The sequence below is a fragment of the Pseudomonas sp. LBUM1653 genome, from assembly GCF_059716115.1.
In genome coordinates, this window is record NZ_CP166803.1 from 477,783 (window position 1) to 503,967 (window position 26,185).

The following is a 26,185-nucleotide window of genomic DNA, read 5'->3' on the forward strand; positions in this document are numbered from 1 at the left end:
GGAGCAAAAAACTCGGTGAAAAATAAATTTCCGACTGGGTGCAACTTATTCTCAAGAAATGGGTTGCACCTTATTTGCTTTGTTGAATAGCATTCGCGCCCAAGGTGCAACCAGTCGCAAGACCGGTGTGCCGGCTGATGGCTTTCCTGGGGAAACATCGGTCATAAATGCGCGGGATCCCGGATCGTCTGTCAAACGTCACCGTTTGCAAGCGGTTCACCAGCCGCCGCTACATAAAAACAAAGCCAGGGCATCACTTAAATGAGCGTAAGCAATCCAACCCTGATCACGTTCGTGATCTACATCGCAGCAATGGTGCTGATCGGCTTCATGGCCTATCGCTCCACCAACAACCTTTCCGACTATATTCTGGGCGGCCGTAGCCTGGGCAGCGTCGTGACCGCGTTGTCCGCCGGTGCATCCGACATGAGCGGCTGGTTGTTGATGGGCCTGCCGGGCGCCATCTACATGTCCGGTCTGTCCGAGAGCTGGATCGCCATTGGCCTGATCATCGGTGCCTACCTGAACTGGCTGTTCGTCGCTGGCCGTCTGCGCGTGCAGACCGAGCACAACGGCGATGCGCTGACCCTGCCGGACTACTTCTCCAGCCGTTTTGAAGACAAAAGCGGCCTGCTGCGGATCATCTCCGCCGTCGTGATCCTGGTGTTCTTCACCATCTACTGCGCATCCGGCATCGTGGCCGGTGCCCGTCTGTTCGAAAGCACCTTCGGCATGTCCTACGAGACAGCGCTGTGGGCCGGCGCTGCGGCGACGATTGCCTACACCTTCGTCGGCGGTTTCCTGGCGGTCAGCTGGACTGACACCGTACAAGCCACCCTGATGATCTTCGCCCTGTTGCTGACGCCGATCATCGTGCTGCTGGCCACTGGCGGCGTTGACACCACGTTCCTGGCCATCGAAGCGCAAGATGCCAGCAACTTCGACATGCTGAAAAACACCACCTTCATCGGCATCATCTCGCTGATGGGCTGGGGCCTGGGTTACTTCGGCCAGCCGCACATCCTGGCGCGTTTCATGGCGGCGGATTCGGTGAAGTCGATTGCCAAAGCGCGTCGCATCTCCATGGCCTGGATGATCCTGTGCCTGGGCGGCACCGTGGCGGTAGGCTTCTTCGGTATCGCTTACTTCTCGGCGCACCCTGAAGTGGCCGGTCCTGTAACCGAAAACCACGAGCGTGTGTTCATCGAACTGGCGAAAATCCTCTTCAACCCATGGGTTGCCGGCGTACTGCTGTCGGCCATTCTGGCTGCCGTAATGAGCACGCTGAGCTGCCAGCTGCTGGTGTGCTCGAGCGCCCTGACCGAAGACTTCTACAAGACCTTCCTGCGTAAATCCGCTTCCCAGGTTGAACTGGTCTGGGTCGGCCGCGCCATGGTGCTGCTGGTTGCCCTGATCGCCATCGCCATGGCGGCTAATCCGGAAAACCGCGTACTGGGCCTGGTGAGCTATGCCTGGGCTGGTTTCGGTGCTGCGTTCGGTCCGGTCGTGCTGATCTCCGTGATCTGGAAAGACATGACCCGCAACGGCGCACTGGCCGGCATCCTGGTCGGCGCGATCACCGTGATCGTCTGGAAGCACTTCGAACTGCTGGGCCTGTACGAAATCATCCCTGGTTTCATCTTCGCCAGCCTGGCGATCTACATCGTCAGCAAGCTGGGTGCGCCGACTACCGGCATGCTGCAGCGCTTCGCTGCTGCCGAGGCGGATTTCCGTCTGAACAAGTGATGAGGAGGAGCTGAGGCTCTGACCTTTCACTAAAAGCGGCCCGTCTCCTACAGGAGGCGGGCCGTTTTTTTTGGGACCAGTTTTTAATCGATCTGCCCCGAATTCAGATCTGAGTCGCGTCGTCAGTCTTGCGAAATTTCCGGGCAAGGTCCTAGGACGTTTCCTTCAAAACGTAGCGGTTTCCATGAACTGGTGGAGCGTGGGTTTCATGGATAGTCTTTGGTGGTCACTGACTATTCAGTGGTGGGGTGTAGGAACCTCTCAAGACCGTTAGAGCTAGTTTGACGTCGATACTTGGTTTGCGGCCGTTTGCATGCGGTCGTAAGATCAGTCGCGGCGGCTATGCTCGGGCACGCTTCGGCGTGGTCGAGTTTTGCTCTAAGGGTCTCGATATTCCTACCCCGTGCATAGCTGCCACCCTAGCCCGTAGGAAGGCTAATGGCAGGTCCATTTCTTCCTTAGAGCATTCAAAATGAAATCAATACATCCCGATCCTCCCTACGAAAAGCCGATCCCCCATCCCGACAATCGCTTCATGGCATTGACCAGCAACTGCACCGACATGCCTACATTGTTCGTCGACACCCACGCGCCACTCGACATCCTTACCGACGCCGCCCACTACAGAATCCGCGCAGTAACCCAAGTGCTTGAAAACCTGTCCATGCGCGGCTCGATCGAGTGTGAGTCCTTCATCCTCAGCGACTTTGCCTTGCTCTGCACCATTCCGTTGCGCGATGGCTGTGACGTGCTGGATGTGGTTGGGCGGCGGTTGCGGGTGCGGCCTTCAGCTGGGGCGTAGGCGTACTCATTCAATCTCTAACGGCTCGCAGCCGTAAGGTGCGGGCCGTTTATTCTTCAGGCATTGGCCCTTATCTCCAGTTTCGTGGCCTTTTTCTGTACTGCTCGTGGGACATTTCCGGTTTTGCTCGGGCGCCTTGAATTCTCTGTGCATGCACGTACTTTGCGCTAGCCCAGCTCATTTTCGAGTGGGGTAACTCATCGTTAACAGTGGCGCGCTTCCCACGGTTGGGAGGCCAGTCGAGAGGGAGATCAAGATGGCTACCGGGTATTACATTGGGCCGGGCGATAAAACCACCTGTGGTGGTACGGTTTTGGGTGGGGATGACGTCAGCTTCAGTTTGTTCGGCCTCGTTCATGTCTACGAAGGAGATCTGGTCACCTGCGGAGAAAACGATGAGAGTTATCAGATCCACGGAGGGGTTTCTCACGTCCTCAACAACGGCAGGCGCGTTGCGGGAACACTTGACAGCGTCAGCGGTTGCCCCTGTAAAGCTCAACTGATTCCCTCGAACTTCGAGGGCAGTTATGTGAATGCCCCACCTGTCGCAAAATCTGCCAAGACATTCACTCAGCCAGTCACAACCGCACCATCGCCGACAGCCAGCAACACTACGACGCCGCCGCACCCATCTGGCTTTACGTCAGCGACAAACGCTCCTTCTGCGCGACGGTTCACCGGTCTCGACGCCCAGGAGCCAGGCTTCTACATCGTGCCCAAGAGCACCACCCGAGAACAACTCGAAGCCTCCTTGTTCACCCTGCGTGACCCGGCGGTGATGGGCAAATTCAAGCTGCTCAACCCCAACCTGCGCGACGTCAAAGCCGGCTCGATGATCGTGCTGAGCGACCCCAACAACTACCAGTGCACCCGTGAAGAAGCCCTGCTCATGGACGTGGCGGCCAGGACCAATCAGGTGCTTGAAACGCTTAGCCCGGAAGAGGCGGATTTCATGGTGCAACACCGTGATGTCATCCAGGCCTTCCTGACCTATGGCTCTGACGCTATTGGCATCGGCGCGAGCATTCTCAACAATAACCTGGAAAATGTGCGCGAGACCCTCAAAGAAATCGAAGCGTTGCATCAGCGTTCATTCCTGCGCGATGGGCACCTGAGCTCACCGACGTTCCTAGCGGAGCGCCAGCGCTTGCTCGCTAAGCTGGATACCCATCTGACAAGCCTGACGCGCAAAGGTATCGGCTTCCCGGATCACCCCAATTTGAATCGTGCGCTGTTCCTATCGCCTCCCAGTCCGGTCCATCGCTGGACCGAAGCTGGCGGCGTAGGGCAGATGCCGGGATACGCCACTCATCTTGAGGGAGTGGCCAGGGCTTCCAAATACCTCAAGTACGGTGGCTGGGTTGGCACAGCCATTGGTGGAGGGGCGTCGGCCATGAAGGTTCAAGATGTGTGCTCGGCGGGCAATGCCGAGGCTTGCGAGCGGGTCAAGTTCACCGAGGCGGGGAGCTTTGCTGGTGGGATGGCTGCGGGTGCGCTGTTTGGACTGGCATCAACAGGTACCTTAAGCACGGTTATATGTATCGGACTTGGAGTGCCAACTGGTGGACTAGCTACTCTGGCTTGTGGCGTTGTGGTGATTGGTGTCGGAAGTTCTGCCGCGGGTGCTCTTGGTGGTGCGGTAGGAGAGGATATTGGTGAGGTTATATATGAGGCTACTCAATGAGCTTGAGTGCTGCGGATAAAGTATTCCTTATTGTAGGGCTAATGAATTTTGGTGGAATATTTTTTTGCCTCGCGCTCGCGCTTCATTTGGCTTACACAAAGATGGATTTTATGCTGGAGCATTTAAAAAATTGTCCTGCCGTCATGACTCAATTCGCTCTGAGGCATGGCGGAATTTGGGGGCGACTACTATTGGTCGGATGGATATCCGGAGTCCTTACGTTTCCGGGTTATTACCTGAAGCATGGCGGGGTTAGCGTCGAAGATTTAAACAACTTCCCGCTCTCCCTCAGGCGAAAGCTTAAATTGATAAAGTGGACCTCTATAGTTTTGTTGGTTGCATTGGTTTTAATTTTCATCGTTAGAAATTTAGGGTTATTCCAGTAGCCAAATTTCTTTTTTCTGTGGCGTCAAACCAACTTCTTTGGGAGTGTCATGGTTTTTGTGTTGGGGCGTAACATGTTGCGGAAATGGATGTAAAGCCGAAAAACCCGGCCTGTCTCCTACAAGGTGAAGCGGGGCGGGTTGGCCACTCAGCCGCAAGACCCTGACTTGCCGGCCGGTAAAAGGTAAACTTGCCGGCCTTCGCAGGAGCAACCATGAATTATCGCCACGCCTTCCATGCCGGCAATCACGCCGATGTGTTCAAACACCTGACCTTGACCCGCCTCATCGCCCTGATGTCGCGCAAGGAGCAGCCGTTTGCCTATCTCGACACTCACGCTGGCATTGGCCTATACGACCTTCAGGGCGATCAGGCCAGCCGGACCGGTGAGTACCTGGAAGGCATTGCGCGTTTGTGGGATCAGCCAGATCTGCCGATCCTGACGGCTGATTACATGCAGGTGCTGCACGAGATGAACCCGGATGGCCAGTTGCGCTATTACCCGGGGTCGCCGGAGTTGGCGCGGCGTCTGACGCGTCCGCAGGACCGCGTGTTGCTGAACGAGAAGCACCCGGAAGACGGCGTGCTGCTCAAGGACAACATGGCCGGTGATCGACGGGTCAAGGTGCATCTTGGCGAAGGCTGGCATGTGCCGCGGGCGATGCTGCCGGTGCCGGAGAAGCGTGCGCTGATGTTGATCGACCCGCCTTTTGAAAAGCTCGACGAGATGCAGCGTTGTGCGGCTTCGTTGAAGGAAGCGGTTGGCCGGATGCGCCAGACCGTGGCGGCGATCTGGTACCCGGTGAAGGATCAGCGCGCCTTGCGTCGTTTCTATCAGGATCTGGCCGGTACTGGTGCGCCGAAGTTGTTGCGGGTCGAGTTGCTGGTGCATCCGCTGGATACGCCTGACAGCCTCAACGGCTCCGGTTTGGCCATTGCCAATCCGCCGTGGGGGCTGGAGGAAGAGTTGCGCGAGTTGCTGCCGTGGTTGTCCGAGAAGCTTGGGCAGACCCAGGGTGGGTGGCGGATGGATTGGTTGATCGCCGAATAAGGCGATGATCGTTCCCACGCTCTGCGTGGGAATGCCTCAACGGACGCTCCGCGTTCGGCTCTGGAGGGGACGCGGAGCGTCCCGGGCTGCATTCCCACGCAGAGCGTGGGAACGATCGGGCATCGGGGCTGAAAATCAGATCGGGCAAGTCACGCCGGTACCGCCAATCCCGCAATAGCCTTCCGGGTTCTTGGCCAGGTACTGCTGGTGGTATGCCTCGGCGAAGAAGAGCGTCGGCGCTTCGTCGATTTCGGTGGTGATGATGCCCTTGCCGGCCTTGGTCAGTTCGACCTGGAACACCTGTGCGCTTTTTTTCGCGGCTTCCAGCTGGGTCGGGTTGGTGGCGTAGATCACCGAGCGGTACTGAGTGCCGAGGTCATTGCCCTGGCGCATGCCCTGGGTCGGGTTGTGCAGTTCCCAGAACATCTTCAGCAGCTCTTCGTAGCTGACCTTTGCCGGCTCGTAGACCACCAGCACGACTTCGCTATGGCCGGTCAAGCCAGAGCAGACTTCTTCGTAAGTCGGGTTCGGGGTGAAGCCGCCAGCGTAACCCACGGCCGTACTGACCACGCCTTCACGCTGCCAGAACCTGCGTTCCGCGCCCCAGAAGCAGCCAAGGCCGAAGATCGCGAAATCCACGTCCATCGAGAACGGGCCCAGCAGCGGGGCGTCGTGGACGAAGTGTTTTTCCGGCACGGTCATGGGGGTTTCGCGGCCAGGCAGAGCTTGTTCTTTAGTAGGGAGCACGTTTTTGTTCACCAGAATTTCCGAGCGCAGAACCATCGTCAGTCCTCTCAGTCGTTGGAATAATCAGAGATGCAGTTTGCCCGAGTGTTGGCTCGCTGTCAGGCGATCGGGCCGCGCGGATAGCGTTTGAGCTTGTCGATCAGGTCCAGCCCCGGGATCGGTTGGTCGAACAGGTAGCCCTGGCCAACGTCGCAACGGTGGCGACGCAGGAAGGCCAACTGCTCGGCCGTCTCGATGCCTTCAGCCACGACCTTGAGTTTCAGGTTGTGGGCCATGGCGATCACCGCGGAGGTGATTTCCATGTCGTCCTGGTTAACCGGGATTTCATGAATGAAGCTTCGATCGATTTTAATGATGTCGATGGGGAATTTTTTCAAGTAGCTGAGCGACGAGTAACCGGTGCCGAAGTCGTCCATCGCCAGGGTCAGGCCCAAGCGCTTGAGCTGGTCGAGCTGCTGGTGAGTGTCTTCGGTGGCTTCCAGCAGCAGGCCTTCGGTCAGTTCCAGCTCCAGCAGGCGCGACGGCAGCGCTTCCTCCTTGAGGATATTGGCGATGGATGCCACCAGGTCCGGGTCGGAGAACTGCTTGGGTGACAGGTTGATTGCCACCTGCAGGTTGCCCAGGCCGGCGGCGGTCAGCGCTTTGCTCATGCGGCAGGCCTGGCGGGCGATCCATTTGCCAATCGGAATGATCAGGCCGGTTTCTTCCGCGACACTGATGAACTGGTCCGGGCGGATCATGCCTTTTTCCGGATGATTCCAGCGCAGCAGCGCTTCCATCCCCAGCAGGCGTCCGCTGCGCAGGCAGAGCTTGGGTTGGTAGAACACGTCCAGTTCGTTCTGGGTCAAGGCGCGGCGCAGGTTGTTTTCGACGAACAGCTTGTAACTGGCCTCGGCGTTCAGGGCTTCGGTGAAGACCTGCACCTGATGTTTGCCGTTGGCCTTGGCCTTGTGCAGTGCCAGCCCGGCGTTACGCATCAGGGTCTGCGGGTCGCGGCCATGCAAGGGTGCACAGGCCAGGCCGACCGAGCCGGTCACGCTGATCAGCTGGTTGTCTACGAACATCGGTTTGTCGAGGGTCGCGAGCAACTGGCTGGCGACCTGCTGCCCGAGTTCAAGGCTCGTGTTGTCGAGCAAGACCGCGAACTCGTTGCTGGCAAACCGCGCCAGGCTGCCCCCCGGGTTGAGGCTGTTGCGCAGGCGCCGGGCCAGGCTGATCAGCAGCTTGTCGCCGGTCTGATGGCCGAGGCTGTCGTTGATCCGCTTGAAGTTGTCGATGTCCACCAGCAACAGGCTGATAGGCGCGTCGCTGTTGCGGGCGAAGCGTTCATCAAGGTTGCGGATGAAGGCCGGGCGGTTGCCGAGGTTGGTCAGGTTGTCGGTGTAGGCCAGGCGCTCGATGCGTTGCTGAGCGAGCTTGGTCTGCGTGATGTCTTCATAGATGCCGATGTAATGGGTCAACTCGCGGTTGTCGCCATAGACCTTGGATATCGACAGTTGGCCCCAGTAGGGTTCGAGGTTTTTGCGACGGCTCTTGAATTCACCCTGCCAGCTGTTGCTCTTGGCCAGCGCGGAGGGCGCGTCGAACAGCAATTCACTGAGGTTCTCCAGCGCCGGCAGTTGCGCCAGGCGCTGGCCGTGAACTTCTTCGGTGGTGTACTGGGTAATCGCCGTGAAGCTCGGGTTGACGTACTCGACGATGCCATCGCAATTGACCAGCAAAAAGGCGTTGGCGCTTTGCTCGACCGCACGCTGGAACAGATGCAGGGCGCTGGTGGCGGTGCGTCGATTGTGATTGCTGATGACCTGGGCGAACTGATCAGCCAGCTCGCCGGCGAAGGCGATTTCGTCCTGCTGCCAGGCGCGGGTCGCACCGGTTTGTTCCAGGCACAACACGCCGACCACCTGGCCGTCGACGCGAATGCTGGCATCGAGCATCGCGTTGACATCACGCGGGCGCAGGCTTTCGGCCATTTCCCGGGTACGCGGGTCGCGCATGGCATTGTGGGCATCGATAGCGCGGCCGGTATGCAGGGCGTCGAGATAATCGGGGAAAACGCTGACGTCGATCGACGCCGGCAGCAGGTACTCCTGGGTCGAGCGGTGGTAGGCCGAGATGGGCGCCAGCATCGAGCCTTCCAGGTGCCACAGGCTGGCGCAGTCGATCTGGTAAATCTCGCAGGCGCTGCGCGTGATCAGTTCGGCGGCTTCCTGCAGGGAGTTGTTGCTGCTGTAGCGCTGGCGGGTCAGCAGCAGGATCAGGTCCTGCTGGGCACGCACCCGGTCCAGATGCTGCAGTTGTTCCTGCTGGGCGCGCTGATTGAGCTCCAGAGCGATTTGCAGGCGCGAGTTCTGGGTTTCGAGATCCAGCGCCGGCAGCAGCGGGTCATCCTCGAACAGGCCGTCGATGACCAACAGGTAACCGCGCAGCAGGTGCCGATTGTGTTGTTTGTAGGCTTCTCCCAGTTCCAGCAGGTTCAGCGAGCCGGAGGCGGTGTGCAGGGTGTAGCGGATCAGATAGTGGGTGCTATCGCTCAACTGTGCCTGAATCGCATCATGCAGTTGATAGCGTGCTTCCGGCTCCATCAGGCTGGCGTAGGGCGAGCCGACCAGGGCGCACAGTTCCACGGCCGGCAGGCCGAACTGGCGTTCGCAATTGGGATCGAGAAACAGCAGCGCCCAGCTTGGTTCATTCAGCCGTTCGAAACGCAGCATGCCGAGCCGCGAGGGCACAGGCAACTGCGTCACTACCTCGGCCACCATACGGCTGGCGGCATCGGGTTGGCTTTTCATGGAGGTAAACTCGCTTCGAATATGCTGATCGCGCCGGGCTCTCGCCCTCTTAACTGTTGCCTGCGGCAAGGTTGCATCATTGCGCCACTGACTGACAAGAGAGATGAAGGCCAAGTGCTATAAGAATATGTCGGCAGAGGTGAAGATTTCTCCAGCAAACGATTAAAAGATCGCAGCTTTTAACGCAGCAAAATACTGACCGCCTGTAAAAGGCCGCCATCCCTATCGTGATACCGCACATGAATCTGCTCCGTATCGACGATCAGGTGCGCGAAGTTATCCTGGCTGATCACGTTACTGGTCAATTCGTGTCGATAATCTCCCATGGCGGTCCGGGCCAAGGGTTGATCGAGGATGAAGGTGGAAGACTTGGCATAAGGCAGCAGTTTGCTGTTGCACAGGGGCGAGGAGACGATGGTATGAACTTCGAAACCAGGGTCCTCGCTGTGGGTCAGCCGGCTGATCAATGAGCCGTGGACGTCGCCTGAAACGATGAAGACATTCTTGATGGCGTGCGTACGAATCGTTTCCAACAGCCGTAGTCGTTGTTCGGGAAAGCCTTGCCAGGCGTCATCGCCCTGGCGTTTGCTGTCGGGGTAGAACATGACGCTGGTGACCACGAATTTAACCCGAGCCGAACTGTTGATCAGCCATGCACACAAGGCCTGCTCCTGCTCGATATCGAGGATGCGTCGGTCGCTGGCTGCAAGATTGCGTCGGGACCGGCTGTCGGTGACAAACCACTCGATATCGCCGTCGGTGAACAGGTACCAGTATTTATCCAGCTTCTTGTCGACTTGCCCATCGATGCAGAGTTCGTGTGCCGGGCCATGGCTGGCCTGGTACAACTCATAGGCATTTATCGCATTGGCATATAGAAAGTCATCGGACTTGTTTCTGTTGGCTGGCCAATTGTCTTCGATCTCATGATCATCGAGGATCATATAAGTTGGCAGGGCCGCCATTAACTTTGCAATGTTTGGCTGTGAAAAGGCCACGCGATACTTGAGAAGAATATCCTTGAGCTCGCGGTCCGGGGCAATGAAGTTCAAATCATCAACATAGATCTGGTCACCGGTCATCAACATGGCGCTGACAGGCGGATCGGCCTGCTCGGCCAGTCTTGCTATTGTCCCGAACATCCTGTCACCCAGATGCGGTTCGGCGGCAATGCCTGCGGGGAGGCGTAGATAGCGGCAAGAACCCACGACATAGGCCCTGGGTTGTTTGGCCAGGTCTGAGCGGGTACGCAGGCGATGGATCTGCCGTGGCCATTGCAAGGGCAGTTCCCGCAGTGTCTCTACAGAGCGCACAGGCTGCATTGGGTTGAACCAACCGGCCTGATATTCATGCACGGTGTCGGCAGCAAGGTCGTTGAGCACCAGGACGGCGGACATGTCGCGGGCTTTTTCGAGTTCAGTGAAAATACTGTTCGACCAGTGCTCGTCGCCGAGTCGCCGATAACGAATACCGGCAAATGTAGGGGCATCTTTATTTGATTCTCCACGCAAAAAAATACGTGCATGGTTAGTGGTGGTGTGGCCAAGGATTGGCCCGACAGTTGGTTTAAACATATTCGAATCCATTCGGTTTTCAATCAATCGGCTTTAAATGGCCTTGCAGGCAAGGCTAGTTATTTGGCCTTGAAAAATACCGGGCTGAAATGGATTCAACTTGTGGGGGATATCAGCCACAAATGTAGGAAGGCATCTGTTGAAGTAAAAACTGTGGGCAAAAAAAAGCCCCGCCAAATTGGCGGGGTTGAGGTACGAGCGTGGCGCTCGGAAAACGTGAAACGCGACAGGCCCTCCCGCGAAGGAGGGCCGGCCGGTGTTACAGCAGGATGGTGCGGATGTCCGCCAGCAGATCGCTCAGACGCTTGGTGAAGCGTGCAGCAGCGGCGCCGTTGATCACACGGTGATCGTAGGACAGCGACAGCGGCAGCATCAGTTTCGGCTGGAAGGCTTTGCCGTCCCAGACTGGCTGGATGGTTGCCTTGGAAACACCGAGGATCGCCACTTCCGGCGCGTTGACGATCGGCGTGAAGCCGGTGCCGCCAATGTGGCCGAGGCTGGAAATGGTGAAGCAGGCGCCTTGCATGTCGTCAGCAGTAAGCTTTTTGTCGCGTGCCTTGGCAGCCAGCGCAGCCGCCTCAGCCGCAAGCTGCAGCAGACTCTTCTGGTCGACGTTCTTGATGACCGGTACCAGAAGGCCTTCTGGAGTGTCGACCGCGAAGCCGATGTTCACGTACTTCTTGCGGATGATCGCCTTGCCGCTTGGTGCCAGCGAACTGTTGAAGTCCGGCAGTTCCTTGAGCAGGTGCGCGCAGGACTTGAGCAGCAGCGGCAGGATGGTCAGCTTGACGCCAGCCTTCTCTGCAACGGCTTTCTGAGCGATACGGAACGCTTCCAGCTCGGTGATATCAGCCGAGTCGAACTGAGTCACGTGCGGAATGTTCAACCAGCTGCGGTGCAGACTCGACGCGCCGATTTGCATCAGGCGGGTCATCGGCACTTCTTCGGTTTCACCGAAGCGGCTGAAGTCCACGACCGGAATCGGCGGGATGCCCGCGCCACCGGTTGCGCCAGCAGCAGCGGCCGGTGCTTCCTTGGCCTTTTGCATCATGGCCTTGACGTAAACCTGCACGTCTTCTTTCAGGATGCGACCGTGCGGACCACTTGCGCCGACCGCGTTCAGCTCGACACCGAATTCACGGGCCAGTTGGCGTACAGCCGGGCCTGCATGAACCTTGGCGCCAGGCTTGGCTGGAGCCGCAACCGGAGCGGCGGCCGCAGGTGCAGCGGCAGCAGGGGCAGCAGCGGCTGGCGCAGGAGCGCTCGCAGCAGCGGCAGCAGGTGCCGGGGCAGCAGCAGGAGCCGCGCCTTTGACTTTCAGCTTGAGGATCAGGTCGCCGGTACCGACTTCGTCGTCCAGCTTGACGGAAACGCTTTCCACCACGCCGGCGGCCGGCGATGGAATTTCCATGCTTGCCTTGTCGGATTCCAGGGTGATCAGCGACTGGTCGGCTTCAACGGTGTCGCCGGCCTTGACCAGCACTTCGATGATCTTGGCCTTGCCTGCCGAACCGATATCCGGAACGTGGATGTCCTGAACGCTATCGGCTACCGGTGCAGCAGGAGCAGCGGCAGGTGCAGGAGCAGCGGCGGCAGGAGCAGCAGCCTGAGCAGGAGCAGCGGCGGCAGCCGGCGCCGCAGCACCCGCCACTTCCAGGTCCAGAATCAGGTCGCCAGTGCCGACTTCGTCATTGAGTTTGACGCTGATGGCCTTGACCACGCCAGCGGCAGGCGACGGGATTTCCATGCTGGCCTTGTCGGATTCCAGGGTGATCAGCGACTGATCAGCCGCGACGGTGTCGCCGACCTTGACCTGGATCTCGATGATCTGGGCTTTGCCCGACGAGCCGATGTCCGGCACGTGCACTTGCTGAACCGAAGCGGCAGCAGGCGCAGCAGCAGGGACGGCGGGCGCTGGAGCAGCGGCCGGTTTCTCTTCTGCTTTAGCGGCTGGCGCAGCGGCAGCCGCAGGAGCCGCAGCAGCGGCACCTTCGACTTCCAGCTCCAGCAACTCGTCGCCTTCTTTCAGGCGATCGCCCAGCTTCACTTTCAGGCTCTTGACGATACCGGCCTTCGGCGCAGGCACTTCCATGCTCGCCTTGTCCGATTCCAGCGTCAGGATGCTCTGTTCGGCTTCGATACGGTCGCCGACCTTCACAAACAGTTCAATTACTTCACCTTCACCGCTGCCGATGTCAGGTACGCGAATGAGTTCGCTCACAGAATCTCTCCTCAGCAGTCCAGTGGGTTGAGTTTTTCCGGGTTGATACCGAACTTGGCAATGGCTTCAGCCACAACCTTAGGTTCGATGTCACCACGGTCAGCCAGTGCTTCCAGGGCTGCCAACACCACGAAATGACGGTCAACTTCGAAGAAATGACGCAGTTTCTTGCGGCTGTCGCTGCGGCCGAAACCGTCGGTGCCCAGGACTTTGAATTCCTTGGACGGTACCCACTGACGGATCTGCTCGGCGAACAGTTTCATGTAGTCGGTAGAGGCAATGACCGGACCTTGACGGCCGTTCAGGCACTCTTCCACATAGCTCAGCTTAGGCTTCTGGCCAGGGTGCAGACGGTTGGTGCGCTCAACGGCCAGGCCGTCGCGACGCAGTTCGTTGAAGCTGGTAACGCTCCACACGTCAGCGCCGACATTGAACTGTTCACGCAGGATCTTCGCCGCTTCACGGACTTCACGCAGGATGGTGCCGGAGCCCATCAGCTGAACGTGGTGCGCCGCTTCGCGGGTGTCTTCTTCGAGCAGGTACATGCCTTTCTTGATGCCTTCTTCGGCACCGGCCGGCATGGCTGGCTGCTGGTACGACTCGTTCATCACGGTGATGTAGTAGAAGACGTCCTGTTGCTCTTCGGTCATCTTCTTCATGCCGTCCTGGATGATCACCGCCAGCTCGTAGCCGTAGGTTGGATCGTAGGTGCGGCAGTTCGGGATGGTCGCAGCCAGCAAGTGGCTGTGACCGTCTTCGTGTTGCAGGCCTTCACCGTTCAGGGTGGTACGGCCGGCGGTGCCGCCGATCAGGAAGCCACGGGTACGGCTGTCGCCGGCGGCCCAGGCGAGGTCGCCGATACGCTGGAAGCCGAACATCGAGTAGAAGATGTAGAACGGCAGCATTGGCTGGTTGTGGCTGGAGTACGAAGTACCGGCAGCGATGAAGGAGCTCATGGCGCCCGCTTCGTTGATGCCTTCTTCGAGGATCTGGCCCTTCTTGTCTTCCTTGTAGAACATCACCTGGTCTTTATCGACTGGCTCGTAGAGCTGGCCGACGGACGAGTAGATGCCTAACTGACGGAACATGCCTTCCATGCCGAAGGTACGGGCTTCGTCCGGGATGATTGGAACGATGCGCGAGCCGATTTCCTTGTCCTTGACCAGCTGCGCGAGGATCCGCACGAAGGCCATGGTGGTGGAGATTTCACGGTCGCCCGAGCCGTCCAGGATAGCCTTGAGGGTATCGAGTGGCGGTGTCGGGATGTCGAAGCTCTTGGCGCGACGCTGTGGCACGAAACCGCCCAGTGCAGTGCGGCGCTCGCTCAGGTAGCGGGCTTCGGCGCTGTTTGGCTCCGGCTTGAAGAACGGCAGGTTTTCCAGTTCTTCGTCCTTGACCGGGATGTCGAAGCGGTCGCGGAACAACTTCAGGCTGTCGACATCGACTTTCTTGGTGTTGTGCGCAGTGTTCTTCGCTTCGCCAGCGCCGGTGCCATAACCCTTGATGGTCTTGGCCAGGATGACGGTAGGTTGTTCTTTGTGGTTGACCGCTTCGTGGTACGCCGCGTAGACCTTGTACGGGTCGTGGCCGCCACGGTTGAGTTTCCAGATCTCGTCGTCGGACAGATCGGCAACCATCGCCTTGAGTTCTGGCGAGTTGAAGAAGTGTTCACGTACGAACGCGCCGTCTTTGGCTTTGTAGTTCTGGTACTCGCCGTCGATGACTTCGTCCATGCGACGTTGCAGGATACCGTCGACGTCCTTGGCCAGCAGTGGGTCCCAGAAACGGCCCCAGATGACTTTGGTCACGTTCCACTGAGCACCGCGGAACACGCCTTCAAGTTCCTGGATGATCTTGCCGTTGCCGCGAACCGGGCCGTCGAGGCGCTGCAGGTTGCAGTTGATGACGAAGATCAGGTTGTCCAGCTTCTCGCGGCCAGCCAGGGAGATCGCACCCAGGGATTCCGGCTCGTCGCACTCGCCGTCGCCCAGGAAGCACCAGACTTTCTGCTTGCCTTCCGGAATGAAACCGCGGGCTTCCAGGTACTTCATGAAACGTGCCTGGTAGATTGCCTGGATCGGACCCAGACCCATGGATACAGTCGGGAACTGCCAGAAGTCAGGCATCAGCCAAGGGTGCGGATAGGACGACAAGCCCTGGCCGTCGACTTCCTGGCGGAAGTTGTTCATCTGGTCTTCGGTGATGCGGCCTTCCATGAAGGCACGGGCGTAGACGCCTGGCGAGGTGTGGCCCTGGAAGTAGATCAGGTCGCCGCCGTGTTCGTCGGTCGGGGCCTGGAAGAAGTAGTTGAAGCCGATGTCATACAGGGTCGCGCTGGAAGCGAAGCTGGAGATGTGACCGCCGAGGTCAGAATCTTTCAGGTTCGTACGCATTACCATGGCCATCGCGTTCCAGCGTACCAGCGAGCGAATGCGGCGTTCCATGAACAGGTCGCCAGGCATGCGTGCTTCGTGGGTAACCGGGATGGTGTTGCGGTAAGGCGTGGTGATGGCGTAAGGCAACTGCGAACCGCTGCGGGTTGCGAGTTCGCCCATACGGGTCATCAGATAGTGAGCACGGTCTTCGCCTTCTTTGTCGAGAACCGATTCCAGGGCGTCCAGCCATTCCTGGGTTTCGACGGGATCGAGGTCTTGCATGGCTTGCTCCAGGGCGGAAAGGCTACCAGAATCGGTTGCCTGAGTTAGCGACTGGCCTTGTGGGCAGACGTTATGAATTCTTGGATTGCCGATAGGTTGTTCCGGCGGTGTGTAGTTTTACTACAAATCATCCGGCATTTCAGCCTTGCTAATGTATATACGAGTAGTAAAACTACAGATGAGCGGCTTGTGGCCCCCGGCTGCGTTGTGAGAATAATCGTTAAGGTTGGTCTTTTACCAACCGAAAAAGGTGGAAGCTTGATGTTGGCTGCCAATAAAAAAGAATTTTCAGCTATTTCTAACTTTTGTTCGACACTCCTTCAGGTAGTGGGTTTGCGAGATTCACTACATGCAGCCTGTCACACGCCGATCAAGGATAGACCATGAGCCTGCCTCCGCTTGCCGACCTGCCCGCCATTCTCTTGCCGTTTGTCTCCCGCGCCGAGCAGTCGTTCCGCGCCGCCGTCAGCGCATTGGACGATGACCATGGGCTGTCCACCTGGACCCCTGAACGCTGGGCGCAATTTGCTCGCGTCACCGCTGCCAGCGACTTCGTCATTGAACAGAGTGTGCGCGCTCCGCTGATGCTGCTGGCGCTGGTGCAGTCCGGCGAACTCGACCGCAGCCTCGCCCCGGGTGAGATGTGCGCGCAGATTGCCGCCGCCGTGAGCGCCGCCGAGACCGACGATCAACTCGGTCGGGCGTTGCGCCGTCAGCGGGCGCGCCACCAGGTGCGGATCATCTGGCGTGACCTGACTCGCCAGGCCGATCTGATCCAGACTTGCCGCGACCTTTCGGACATGGCCGATGCCAGCATCGATCAGGCCTATCAATGGTTATACGCACGGCATTGCCAGCAGTTCGGCGTGCCGACCGGCCGGCGCAGCGGCGAGCCGCAGCAGATGGTTGTCCTCGGCATGGGCAAACTGGGTGCGGTGGAGCTGAATCTGTCGTCGGACATCGACCTGATTTTCGCCTACCCGGAAGGTGGCGAAACCGTCGGCGTGAAACGTTCGCTGGATAACCAGGAATTTTTCATCCGTCTCGGCCAGCGCTTGATCAAGGCGCTGGACCCGATGACCGTCGACGGCTTTGTGTTTCGCGTCGACATGCGCTTGCGGCCTTACGGATCGTCGGGCGCGCTGGTCTTGAGCTTCAACGCGCTGGAACAGTATTACCAGGATCAGGGTCGTGACTGGGAACGCTACGCGATGATCAAGTCGCGAGTGGTGGCCGGCGATCAAGTGGCCGGTGCGCAACTGCAAGAGATGCTGCGACCGTTCGTTTACCGGCGCTATCTGGACTTTTCGGCCATTGAAGCGCTGCGCACCATGAAGCAGCTGATCCAGCAGGAAGTGCGGCGCAAGGGCATGGCGGACAACATCAAGCTCGGCTCCGGCGGTATCCGTGAGGTGGAGTTTATCGCCCAGGCCTTCCAGCTGATTCACGGCGGTCGCGACCTGAGCCTGCAACAACGTCCTCTATTAAAAGTACTGAGTACGCTGGAAGGTCAGGGCTACTTGCCGCCGGCGGTGATCAGCGAACTGCGTGAAGGCTACGAGTTCCTGCGCTACACCGAGCACGCGATCCAGGCGATTGCCGATCGCCAGACCCAAATGCTGCCAGACGGTGCTCAGGATCAGGCGCGCATTGCCTTCATGCTGGGCTTCGCCGATTGGTCCGCCTTTCATGAGCAATTGATGTACTGGCGTGGTCGTGTGGCCTGGCACTTCGCTCAGGTGATCGCCGATCCTGACGAGGAGCAGGGCGCCGAAAGCGAAGTGGTGGTCGGTGGAGAGTGGCTGCCGCTGTGGGAAGAGGCGCAGGATGAAGAAGCCGCCTGCCGCCAGTTGCAGGAGGGCGGCTTCGCTGATGCCAGCAAAGCCTTGAAAGCCTTGGCCGGCCTGCGCAGCAGCCCGCAGTTGCGCGCCATGCAGCGTCTGGGGCGCGAACGTCTCGATGCCTTTATTCCGCGCTTGCTGGCTCAGGCTGTAGAACATGCCAATCCGGATCTGGTGCTGGAGCGGGTGTTGCCACTGGTTGAAGCCGTGGCGCGTCGATCTGCCTATCTGGTGCTACTGACCGAAAACCCCGGGGCCTTGCGACGCTTGCTGACCTTGTGCGCGGCGAGCCCATGGATCGCCGAGCAGATCACCCGCTTTCCGCTGCTGCTCGATGAGTTGCTCAACGAAGGCCGGCTGTTCAAGCCGCCGTTGGCACCGGAACTGGCCGCCGAGTTGCGCGAGCGCCTGACCCGGATTCCCGAGGACGACCTCGAACAGCAAATGGAAGCCTTGCGTCATTTCAAGCTGGCGCACCGCTTGCGGGTCGCCGCTTCGGAAATCGCCGGCAGCCTGCCGCTGATGAAAGTCAGCGATTACCTGACCTGGCTTGCTGAAGCGATTCTGGAACAGGTGCTGGCCCTGGCCTGGCGGCAAACGGTCGCCAAGTACGGCACGCCACTGCGCACCGACGGCACCTTGTGCAATCCCGGCTTCATCATTGTCGGTTATGGGAAAGTCGGTGGCCTGGAATTGGGGCATGGTTCGGATCTGGACCTGGTGTTCATCCATGATGGCGATCCACAGGCCGAAACCGACGGGCCGAAGTCGATCGATGGCGCGCAGTTTTTCACCCGGCTGGGGCAGCGGATCATTCACTTGCTGACGGCGCAGACCAACTCCGGTCAGCTCTATGAAGTCGACATGCGCCTGCGTCCGTCCGGTGCATCCGGCTTGCTGGTGAGTTCGCTGGGGGCATTTGCCCGCTATCAGGAAAATGAAGCCTGGACCTGGGAGCATCAGGCGCTGGTCAGGGCGCGGGTGTTGGTCGGCAGCGAGGATGTCGGTCGGACGTTCGAGCAGGTTCGCGCGGCGATCCTGGGCAAGGCACGCGACCTGCCGACCCTGCGCCAGGAGGTCAGCGAGATGCGCGCCAAGATGCGCGATAACCTGGGCAGCAAGAGTACGGCGGCCGGTACCGGGGCAAATGCCTTCGAAGCCACGGCGCCCTTCGACCTCAAGCAGGACGCCGGAGGTATCGTCGATATTGAATTTATGGTGCAATACGCGGCCCTGGCGTGGTCCGAAACGCACCCGCCATTGCTGCGCTGGACGGACAACATCCGCATTCTGGAAGAGCTGGAGAAGGCAGGGCTGATGCCTGTCGAGGACGCCAGCCTGTTGCGTGAAGCTTATAAAGCTTACCGCTCCGCCGCCCACCGGCAGGCCTTGCAGAAGGATGCCGGGGTGATACCGGGCGACCAGTTCGCGGACGAGCGGCGACAGGTCATGCGGATCTGGCGTGAGTTGGGGCTAAGCTGATATCGCGATAGCAGAAGCGACAAGATTCAAATGTGGGAGCGAGCCTGCTCGCGAAGAGGTCGTCATATACAACATGTATGCTGACTGTCACGCCGCCTTCGCGAGCAGGCTCGCTCCCACAGTAGATCTGCAGTGTTTTGTAGAATTCTCGAGGCGGGGAGGCATAAGCCTCCCCGGTTCGTTTATGGAAACCACATGAAAATTCTGATCGTTGGGCCCAGTTGGGTCGGTGACATGGTGATGGCGCAGACACTGTTTCAGTGTCTCAAGCAACGCCACCCGCAATGCGAAATCGACGTACTGGCCCCCGAGTGGAGCCGGCCGATTCTTGAGCGTATGCCCGAAGTTCGCCAGGCCTTGAGCTTCCCGCTCGGCCACGGCGCACTGGAGCTGGCGACGCGCCGGCGTATCGGTAAATCCCTGGCCGGTCAGTACGACCAGGCGATCCTGTTGCCCAATTCCCTGAAGTCGGCACTGGTGCCGTTCTTTGCCGGCATCCCCAAGCGCACCGGCTGGCGTGGTGAATTCCGCTACGGCCTGCTCAACGACGTGCGCACGCTGGATAAAGAGCGTTACCCGTTGATGATCGAGCGCTTCATGGCCCTGGCCTACGAGCCGGGTTTTGAACTGCCCAAGCCTTACCCACGCCCGAGCCTGCGGATCGATCCGGTGACTCGCGAGACAGCATTGGCCAAGTTTGGCTTGGCCCTCGACCGTCCGGTATTGGCCCTGTGCCCCGGTGCCGAGTTCGGCGAATCCAAGCGCTGGCCGTCCGAGCATTACGCCAAGGTGGCCGAAGCGAAGATTCGCGAGGGCTGGCAAGTCTGGCTGTTCGGTTCGAAAAACGATCACGCCGTGGGTGAGGACATCCGTTCGCGGCTGATTCCCGGCTTGCGTGAAGAGTCGATGAACCTCAGTGGCGGTACCTCGTTGGCCGAGGCCATCGATTTGATGTCTTGCGCCGATTCGGTGGTGTCCAACGACTCTGGCCTGATGCACGTTGCCGCCGCGCTGAACCGTCCGCTGGTGGCAATCTACGGCTCGACGTCACCGGGCTTCACGCCACCGCTGGCCGAACAGGTCGAGATCGTGCGCCTGGGTATCGAATGCAGCCCATGCTTCGACCGCACGTGTCGTTTCGGCCATTACAACTGCCTGCGTCAGCTGATGCCGCAAGCGGTGAACGAAGCCTTGCAACGTTTGCAGGGCACTGTGGTCGAGGTCAAATAGTTTGCGGGTACTGCTGATCAAGACTTCATCGCTGGGCGACGTGATTCATGCGCTGCCGGCGCTGACCGACGCCTCGCGGGCCATCCCCGGCATCACATTCGACTGGGTGGTGGAAGAAGGCTTCGCCGAAATTCCGACCTGGCACCCGGCGGTGGGCAAGGTGATTCCGGTGGCGATCCGTCGCTGGCGCAAGAACATCTGGCAGACCATCAAGAGTGGCGAGTGGAAGCGCTTCAAGCAAAGCGTTCGCGCCACGAAATACGATCTGGTCATCGACGCTCAGGGCCTGCTCAAAAGCGCTCTGCTGACCCGGTATGTGAAAGCCCCGGTGGCCGGCCTCGATAAAAGCTCGGCGCGCGAGCCCGTCGCCGCGCGGTTCTACAACCGGCGCCTGGCAGTTGCCCGTGGCCAGCATGCGGTAGAGCGAGTGCGTCAGCTGTTCGCAATCGCCCTGGGCTATGACTTGCCCAAGGGCCTGGGCGACTACGGCCTGAGCGTCGAGCGCCTGGTGGAACTGCCGCGCAAGAATCCGTATGTGGTGTTCCTGCATGGCACCACCTGGGATACCAAGCATTGGCCCGAAGCATACTGGCGCGAGCTGACCGAACGGGTCGGTTATCTCGGGGTGGGCGTGAAACTGCCGTGGGGCAACGCGGCGGAGAAGGCCCGCGCCGAGCGCATCGCTGCCGGCTTCAAGCACGCCGAGGTTTTGCCCAAGCTGAATCTGGCCGGGGTCGGCAAGGTGCTGGCTGGCGCGCAAGCCTGTGTGGCGGTGGACACTGGCCTCGGTCATCTGGCCGCGGCCCTTGATGTGCCGACGCTGTCGCTGTTCGGCCCGACCAATCCGGGCCTGACCGGGGCCTACGGCAAGTCGCAGATTCACCTGGCCAGCGACTTCCCCTGCGCGCCGTGTCTGCAAAAGAAATGCACTTATCAACCGACGGCAGAAGATGCCAGCCGGTTTGACCTGAAACGCGAGTGGCCATTGTGCTTCACGCGTCTGAATCCCGAGCGTGTCGCGAGCCGACTGAGCACGTTATTACTGGCTGAGGAGCTGCGCTGATGCAATTGGCATTTGTCCTGTACAAATACTTTCCCTTTGGTGGCCTGCAGCGCGATTTCATGCGCATCGCCCTGGAGTGCCAGAAGCGCGGCCACCAGATCCGCGTCTACACGTTGATCTGGGAAGGCGAGGTGCCGCCGGGTTTCGAAGTGCTGGTGGCGCCGGTCAAGGCATTCTTCAACCATCGACGCAACGAAAAGCTCAGCGAGTGGATGGAAGCCGACCTGGCCAAGCGTCCGGTGGACCGTTTGATCGGCTTCAACAAGATGCCGGGCCTGGATGTCTACTACGCCGCGGACGGCTGTTTCGAAGACAAGGCGCAGAACCTGCGCAATTCGCTGTACCGGCGCTGGGGTCGCTACCGCCATTTCGCCGAGTACGAGCGCGCAGTGTTCGCCAGGGATGCCAAGACTGAAGTGCTGATGATTTCCGAGGTCCAGCAACCGCTGTTCATCAAGCATTACGATACGCCGCTGGAGCGCTTCCACCTGCTGCCTCCGGGCATCGCCCAGGATCGTCGCCGCCCGGCGGATGCCGACGAGATTCGCGCCGGGTTCCGCGCTGAATTCAATCTGAAGGACGATGACTTGCTGCTGGTGCAGATCGGCTCCGGGTTCAAGACCAAGGGCGTGGATCGCAGTCTCAAGGCCTTGGCGGCATTGCCCGCTGATCTGAAGAAGCGCACCCGGCTGTTTGTAATTGGCCAGGACGACCCCAAGTTATTCCAGATGCAGAGCGCCACGCTGGGGCTCGGCGACAACGTGACGTTCCTCAAGGGCCGCAGCGATATTCCGCGTTTCCTGTTGGGTGCCGATCTGTTGATCCACCCGGCCTACAACGAAAACACCGGCACCGTGCTGCTCGAAGCGCTGGTGGCCGGGTTGCCGGTGCTGGTGAGTGCGGTCTGCGGGTACGCCCATTACATCGCCGAGGCCGACGCTGGCCTGGTGCTGGACGAGCCGTTCGATCAAGCCCAGCTGACGCAATACCTGACTGGTATGTTGAACGACGCTCAAGCAAGGGCGGCCTGGAGCCGCAACGGTGTGGCGTTCGCCGAGACGGCCGACCTCTACAGCATGCCGCAGCACGCGGCCGATGTGATTCTGGCGGAGCACGCTTAAATGAAGTTGATGCTGGCTGAACCGTTCAAGAGCCTCTGGGCCGGACGTGACCCGTTCGCCGAAGTCGAGGGCTTGCAGGGCGAGGTGTACCGTGAGCTCGAAGCTCGCCGAACCCTGCGTACCGAGGTGAACGGCAACGGGTTTTTCGTGAAGATCCACCGTGGCATCGGCTGGGGCGAAATCTTCAAGAACCTGCTCACCGCCAAGCTGCCGGTCCTGGGCGCCGGCCAGGAGTGGAAGGCCATACAACGCCTGCAGGAAGTCGGCGTGCCGACCATGACCGCCGTCGCTTATGGTGAGAAGGGCAGCAACCCGGCAGACCAGCATTCGTTCATCGTCACCGAAGAACTGGCGCCAACGGTCAGCCTCGAAGATTTCAGCATCAACTGGATCAAGCAGCCGCCCGAGCCAAAACTCAAGCGTGCGCTGATCGCTGAAGTGGCGCGCATGACCGGCATGATGCACCGTGCCGGAGTCAATCACCGCGACTGCTACATCTGTCACTTCCTGCTGCACACCGACAAGCCGGTGACCGCGGACGATTTCAAACTCTCGGTGATCGACCTGCACCGCGCCCAGACCCGCCCGACGATCACCGCGCGCTGGCGTAACAAGGATCTGGCGGCGCTGTATTTTTCCGCCCTGGATATCGGCCTGACCCCACGCGACAAGCTGCGTTTCCTCAAAGGCTATTTCCAGCGACCGCTGCGACAGGTCTTGAGCGAAGAAGCGGGGCTGCTGACTTGGCTCGAAGGCAAGGCCAGCAAGCTTTACGAGCGTAAACAGCGATACGGAGACGCGCTCTGATGGCGGGTTGGAGACTGGAGCCTGCTTACAGCGACCTGGCACAAGACTTCGGTAGCCTGGATGCCGTGTTTGCGCTGCAAGGCGAGCGCCTGACCCGCGACCCGCTGTCGGAGGTCATTCGCGTCCAGCGCAATGGCGTCAACTATTACGTCAAGCGCTACGTGGGGGCTGGCAAAGGCTTGCGCCGCTACCTGGGCAAGCCACGAGTAAAAATGGAGTGGCAGAACCTCAAGCGCTTCGCCAAGTGGGGCATTCCCACCGCCGAGGTAGTGGCCTGGGGGCTGGAGCGTCGCGGTGCGGCCTATGATCGTGGGGCGATGATCACTCGCGAACTGCCATGTACAGAAGATTTGTCGGCACTGGCCGAGCGGCACGATGCGAAACTGGCGGACCGCGCCTGGGTCGACGGCATCAGCCGACAACTGGCCAGTTACACCCGCACGATGCACGAGCATCACTTTACCCATAACGATTTGAAGTGGCGCAACCTGCTGGTCGACGATCAGGCCCGACTGTTCCTGATCGACTGCCCCAACGGTGACTTCTGGAGCGGTTTCTGGCTCAAATACCGAATCACCAAGGACCTGGCCTGTCTGGACAAGGTCGCCAAGTATCAACTGTCGGCCACCCAGCGCTTGCGCTTTTACCTGCAATACCGCCAATGCAGCCGGCTCAATGCCGCCGATAAAAAGCGCATCCGGCACGTGGTGAGATTTTTCGAGGGACGCGAATGACTGATTTTCTGGCCGCTGAAGACCGTACGCTGCTTGAGCGTCACGGCCTCGGCTCTTTCGATGCGCTCTGGGCCCGGCAACTCGATGCCGTGGACGAACCCAACACCCTGCGTGGTGGCTGGAGCAGCGTGTTTCGACTGGATCTGGAGGGTCAGGGGTTCTACCTCAAGCGTCAGAGCAACTACCAGATGCACACCTTGCACGCGCCGTTTGGCGAGCCAAGTTTTGCCCGGGAGTTCCGCAACATCAGCCGCTACGAACAGCTCGGCATTCCGGCACTCAAGGCAGTGTTCTTCGGTGAGCGCAAAGTGGATGGCGAAGTCCGGGCAATTCTACTGACACGCGCCCTGGACGGTTGGGATGATCTGGACTCGCTGTTGCAGCGCTGGTCGGACCTCAGCGAGGCGCAACAGGTGGGCATTCTACAAGCTTGCGGGCATCTGGCGCAGCGTCTGCACAGCATGCGTCAGGTGCATGGCTGCTTCTACCCCAAGCATATTTTTCTGCGGGTCACCGGCGACGGCTATCAGGCTCAACTGATCGACCTGGAAAAGACCCGGCACTTGTTGTTCGGGCTGCGTGACCGGGTCAAGGACCTGGAGCCGTTGCTGCGTCGGGCGCCCGAGTGGAGCGAAGCGCAATTGCGCGTGCTGCTGGCTGCCTACCTGGATCAGGCCCAGGACAGTTCGTTGATCGACACATGGCTGACGCGCCTGACCGCGCGGCGCAGCCATAAGGAGAAGCGCTGATGCGTTTGTCCGAATTGAAAAACGCTGGCCGTCACCCGAACCTGCCATTGAGTCTTTCACTGGCCGATGCTGCCGGGCCGGCGCAGTTGCAGTTGCTGACCCTGTTGCGGGTATTGCCCGGCCAGCGTTATGTCGGTGCGGGTGTCTGGCGCGGTCGGCCAGTGCTGGCCAAGTTGCTGGTTGGCAGCAAGGCGGCGCGGCATTTCCAGCGCGAGCTGGATGGCGTGCGATTGCTCGCCGCCCAAGGCCTGACGACGCCGCTGCTGTTGGCTGACGGTCTGAAGGACGGCGAGGGTGGCTGGCTGCTGTTTGAATTCCTTGAAGGCGCCCAGAGCCTGGGTGATGCCTGGCAGCAGGTGGAAAACCTGCCGGTGCTGGCCGATGAGCAGTCAGCCGTGCTGGCGCAAGCCTTGGGCGCGATCGGTCAAATGCATCGCAAAGGTTTGTGGCAGGAAGACCTGCATTTGGACAACCTGTTGCGCCAGGGCAATCGACTGTATTTGATCGATGGCGCCGGGATCTGCAGCGAAACGGCGGGCCAGCCACTCTCGCGCCAGAAGGTCCTGGAAAACCTCGGGGTGTTTTTCGCCCAATTGCCCAAATCGCTGGAACCGTTCACCGAAGAATTGCTGGTGTACTACCTGCTGAGCAACGGCGAGCATGCCCTGCCCATGGAGGCGCTGCAGAAGCAGGTCGACAAGGTTCGCAGCTGGCGCCTCAAGGACTTCCTGATCAAAATCGGTCGCGAATGCACGCTGTTCAGCGTTCAGCGCGGTGCGTTCGGCTTGCGGGCGATCCGTCGCGAGGAAGAAGCGGCGATGCTGCCGATCCTGGCTCAGGCTGACGCATTGCTGGATCATGGACATCTGTACAAGACCGGCGGCGCGGCGAGCGTCGGCAAGGTCGAGGTGGACGGTCGTACGCTGGTGATCAAGCGCTACAACATCAAGGGTTTTGCCCACTGGCTCAAGCGCTTCTGGCGCCCGAGCCGTGCCTGGCACTCCTGGCGCGAAGGCAATCGCCTGGCATTTCTCGGCATCGCCACGCCCAAGCCCCTGGCGGTGCTAGAGAAGCGTTTTCTCTGGCTGCGCAGCCGTGCCTATCTGATCACCGAGCATCTACCGGGGCCGGACATCATCGAGCGTTTCGCGCCGTACATTGATAGCGGCGATGCTCCTGAAGCCGAGTTGCTGGCGCTGGATAACCTGTTCGCCGAATTGATTCGTGAGCGCATCAGCCACGGCGACTTCAAGGGCCACAACCTGTTCTGGCAGCAGGACCGCTGGGCGCTGATCGATCTGGATTCGATGTGCCAGCACGGCTCGATCGCCAGCTTCGCACCGGCGTATGCACGGGATCGGGCGCGGTTCATGCGTAACTGGCCCGAGAATAGTGCTCTGTATCAGGTCATCGATCAGCGTTTGCCCAAGGACATCTCTGGCGCTGCCTGAATCGGACCTTCGGTCCTATCGCGAGCAAGCTCGCTCCCACAGTTGATCT

General features: G+C 59.8%; 17 protein-coding genes. 12 read left to right on the top strand and 5 right to left on the bottom strand.

Annotated elements, in window-relative coordinates:
• Window positions 1-261 precede the first annotated feature (261 nt).
• From putP to ACA054_RS02215, 4 genes are all read left to right on the top strand, one after another.
• Window positions 262-1,746, top strand: coding sequence for a sodium/proline symporter PutP (gene putP, locus ACA054_RS02200; RefSeq protein ID WP_497687988.1), 1,485 nt, complete (start codon window positions 262-264; stop codon window positions 1,744-1,746).
• Window positions 1,747-2,218: 472 nt separating this feature from the next.
• A complete protein-coding gene (locus tag ACA054_RS02205; RefSeq protein WP_497687989.1) occupies window positions 2,219-2,548 on the top strand; it encodes a hypothetical protein in 330 nt (109 codons plus the stop codon).
• A gap of 256 nt (window positions 2,549-2,804) precedes the next feature.
• Window positions 2,805-4,232, top strand: a complete 1,428-nt coding sequence (locus ACA054_RS02210; protein WP_497687990.1) for a PAAR domain-containing protein — start codon at window positions 2,805-2,807, stop codon at window positions 4,230-4,232.
• 598 nt (window positions 4,233-4,830) lie between these two features.
• Window positions 4,831-5,667 (top strand): 23S rRNA (adenine(2030)-N(6))-methyltransferase RlmJ, encoded by an 837-nt coding sequence (locus tag ACA054_RS02215; protein WP_497687991.1) that lies wholly within the window; start codon window positions 4,831-4,833, stop codon window positions 5,665-5,667.
• Window positions 5,668-5,802: 135 nt separating this feature from the next.
• On the opposite strand, the gene msrA is transcribed toward ACA054_RS02215, so the two are convergent.
• From msrA to aceE, 5 genes are all read right to left on the bottom strand, one after another.
• On the bottom strand, window positions 5,803-6,450 hold the full coding sequence (gene msrA, locus ACA054_RS02220; RefSeq protein ID WP_497687992.1) for a peptide-methionine (S)-S-oxide reductase MsrA: 648 nt from the start codon (window positions 6,448-6,450) through the stop codon (window positions 5,803-5,805).
• 62 nt (window positions 6,451-6,512) lie between these two features.
• Window positions 6,513-9,206, bottom strand: coding sequence for a putative bifunctional diguanylate cyclase/phosphodiesterase (locus ACA054_RS02225; RefSeq protein ID WP_497687993.1), 2,694 nt, complete (start codon window positions 9,204-9,206; stop codon window positions 6,513-6,515).
• 179 nt (window positions 9,207-9,385) lie between these two features.
• Window positions 9,386-10,780, bottom strand: coding sequence for an alkaline phosphatase D family protein (locus tag ACA054_RS02230; RefSeq protein ID WP_497687994.1), 1,395 nt, complete (start codon window positions 10,778-10,780; stop codon window positions 9,386-9,388).
• A gap of 259 nt (window positions 10,781-11,039) precedes the next feature.
• Entirely contained in the window at window positions 11,040-13,001 is a 1,962-nt protein-coding gene (aceF, locus tag ACA054_RS02235; protein ID WP_497687995.1) for a dihydrolipoyllysine-residue acetyltransferase, read from the bottom strand.
• 11 nt (window positions 13,002-13,012) lie between these two features.
• Entirely contained in the window at window positions 13,013-15,658 is a 2,646-nt protein-coding gene (gene aceE / locus ACA054_RS02240) for a pyruvate dehydrogenase (acetyl-transferring), homodimeric type (protein WP_497637642.1), read from the bottom strand.
• A 383-nt stretch (window positions 15,659-16,041) separates the two neighbouring features.
• On the opposite strand from aceE, the gene glnE reads away from it, so the two are divergent.
• The 8 genes from glnE to ACA054_RS02280 all read left to right on the top strand — a co-directional run bounded on the left by glnE (window position 16,042) and on the right by ACA054_RS02280 (window position 26,136).
• Window positions 16,042-18,981, top strand: coding sequence for a bifunctional [glutamate--ammonia ligase]-adenylyl-L-tyrosine phosphorylase/[glutamate--ammonia-ligase] adenylyltransferase (glnE, locus tag ACA054_RS02245; RefSeq protein WP_497687996.1), 2,940 nt, complete (start codon window positions 16,042-16,044; stop codon window positions 18,979-18,981).
• A gap of 195 nt (window positions 18,982-19,176) precedes the next feature.
• On the top strand, window positions 19,177-20,211 hold the full coding sequence (gene waaF / locus ACA054_RS02250) for a lipopolysaccharide heptosyltransferase II (RefSeq protein ID WP_497687997.1): 1,035 nt from the start codon (window positions 19,177-19,179) through the stop codon (window positions 20,209-20,211).
• Between the two features lies 1 nt (window position 20,212).
• A complete protein-coding gene (gene waaC, locus ACA054_RS02255) occupies window positions 20,213-21,274 on the top strand; it encodes a lipopolysaccharide heptosyltransferase I (RefSeq protein ID WP_497687998.1) in 1,062 nt (353 codons plus the stop codon).
• Window positions 21,274-22,395 carry a glycosyltransferase family 4 protein gene (locus ACA054_RS02260; protein ID WP_459730889.1) on the top strand — a complete coding sequence of 374 codons (1,122 nt, stop codon included), beginning with the start codon at window positions 21,274-21,276 and terminating at the stop codon, window positions 22,393-22,395. Before waaC ends, ACA054_RS02260 begins: the two co-directional genes overlap by 1 nt.
• Window positions 22,396-23,202, top strand: a complete 807-nt coding sequence (gene rfaP / locus ACA054_RS02265) for a lipopolysaccharide core heptose(I) kinase RfaP (protein WP_497687999.1) — start codon at window positions 22,396-22,398, stop codon at window positions 23,200-23,202. It abuts the gene before it with no gap.
• Window positions 23,202-23,936 (top strand): lipopolysaccharide kinase InaA family protein, encoded by a 735-nt coding sequence (locus ACA054_RS02270; RefSeq protein WP_497688000.1) that lies wholly within the window; start codon window positions 23,202-23,204, stop codon window positions 23,934-23,936. Before rfaP ends, ACA054_RS02270 begins: the two co-directional genes overlap by 1 nt.
• Window positions 23,933-24,685: a lipopolysaccharide kinase InaA family protein gene (locus ACA054_RS02275; RefSeq protein WP_497688001.1), complete on the top strand. Its 753-nt coding sequence runs from the start codon at window positions 23,933-23,935 to the stop codon at window positions 24,683-24,685. Before ACA054_RS02270 ends, ACA054_RS02275 begins: the two co-directional genes overlap by 4 nt.
• Window positions 24,685-26,136, top strand: a complete 1,452-nt coding sequence (locus tag ACA054_RS02280; protein ID WP_497688002.1) for a lipopolysaccharide kinase InaA family protein — start codon at window positions 24,685-24,687, stop codon at window positions 26,134-26,136. Before ACA054_RS02275 ends, ACA054_RS02280 begins: the two co-directional genes overlap by 1 nt.
• Window positions 26,137-26,185 lie beyond the last annotated feature (49 nt).

Coding starts and splice junctions, on each gene's coding strand:
- putP (WP_497687988.1), top strand. CDS start 262: ATGAGCGTAAGCAATCCAACCCTGATCACGTTCGTGATCTACATCGCA.
- ACA054_RS02205 (WP_497687989.1), top strand. CDS start 2,219: ATGAAATCAATACATCCCGATCCTCCCTACGAAAAGCCGATCCCCCAT.
- ACA054_RS02210 (WP_497687990.1), top strand. CDS start 2,805: ATGGCTACCGGGTATTACATTGGGCCGGGCGATAAAACCACCTGTGGT.
- ACA054_RS02215 (WP_497687991.1), top strand. CDS start 4,831: ATGAATTATCGCCACGCCTTCCATGCCGGCAATCACGCCGATGTGTTC.
- msrA (WP_497687992.1), bottom strand. CDS start 6,450: ATGGTTCTGCGCTCGGAAATTCTGGTGAACAAAAACGTGCTCCCTACT.
- ACA054_RS02225 (WP_497687993.1), bottom strand. CDS start 9,206: ATGAAAAGCCAACCCGATGCCGCCAGCCGTATGGTGGCCGAGGTAGTG.
- ACA054_RS02230 (WP_497687994.1), bottom strand. CDS start 10,780: ATGTTTAAACCAACTGTCGGGCCAATCCTTGGCCACACCACCACTAAC.
- aceE (WP_497637642.1), bottom strand. CDS start 15,658: ATGCAAGACCTCGATCCCGTCGAAACCCAGGAATGGCTGGACGCCCTG.
- glnE (WP_497687996.1), top strand. CDS start 16,042: ATGAGCCTGCCTCCGCTTGCCGACCTGCCCGCCATTCTCTTGCCGTTT.
- waaF (WP_497687997.1), top strand. CDS start 19,177: ATGAAAATTCTGATCGTTGGGCCCAGTTGGGTCGGTGACATGGTGATG.
- ACA054_RS02260 (WP_459730889.1), top strand. CDS start 21,274: ATGCAATTGGCATTTGTCCTGTACAAATACTTTCCCTTTGGTGGCCTG.
- rfaP (WP_497687999.1), top strand. CDS start 22,396: ATGAAGTTGATGCTGGCTGAACCGTTCAAGAGCCTCTGGGCCGGACGT.
- ACA054_RS02270 (WP_497688000.1), top strand. CDS start 23,202: ATGGCGGGTTGGAGACTGGAGCCTGCTTACAGCGACCTGGCACAAGAC.
- ACA054_RS02275 (WP_497688001.1), top strand. CDS start 23,933: ATGACTGATTTTCTGGCCGCTGAAGACCGTACGCTGCTTGAGCGTCAC.
- ACA054_RS02280 (WP_497688002.1), top strand. CDS start 24,685: ATGCGTTTGTCCGAATTGAAAAACGCTGGCCGTCACCCGAACCTGCCA.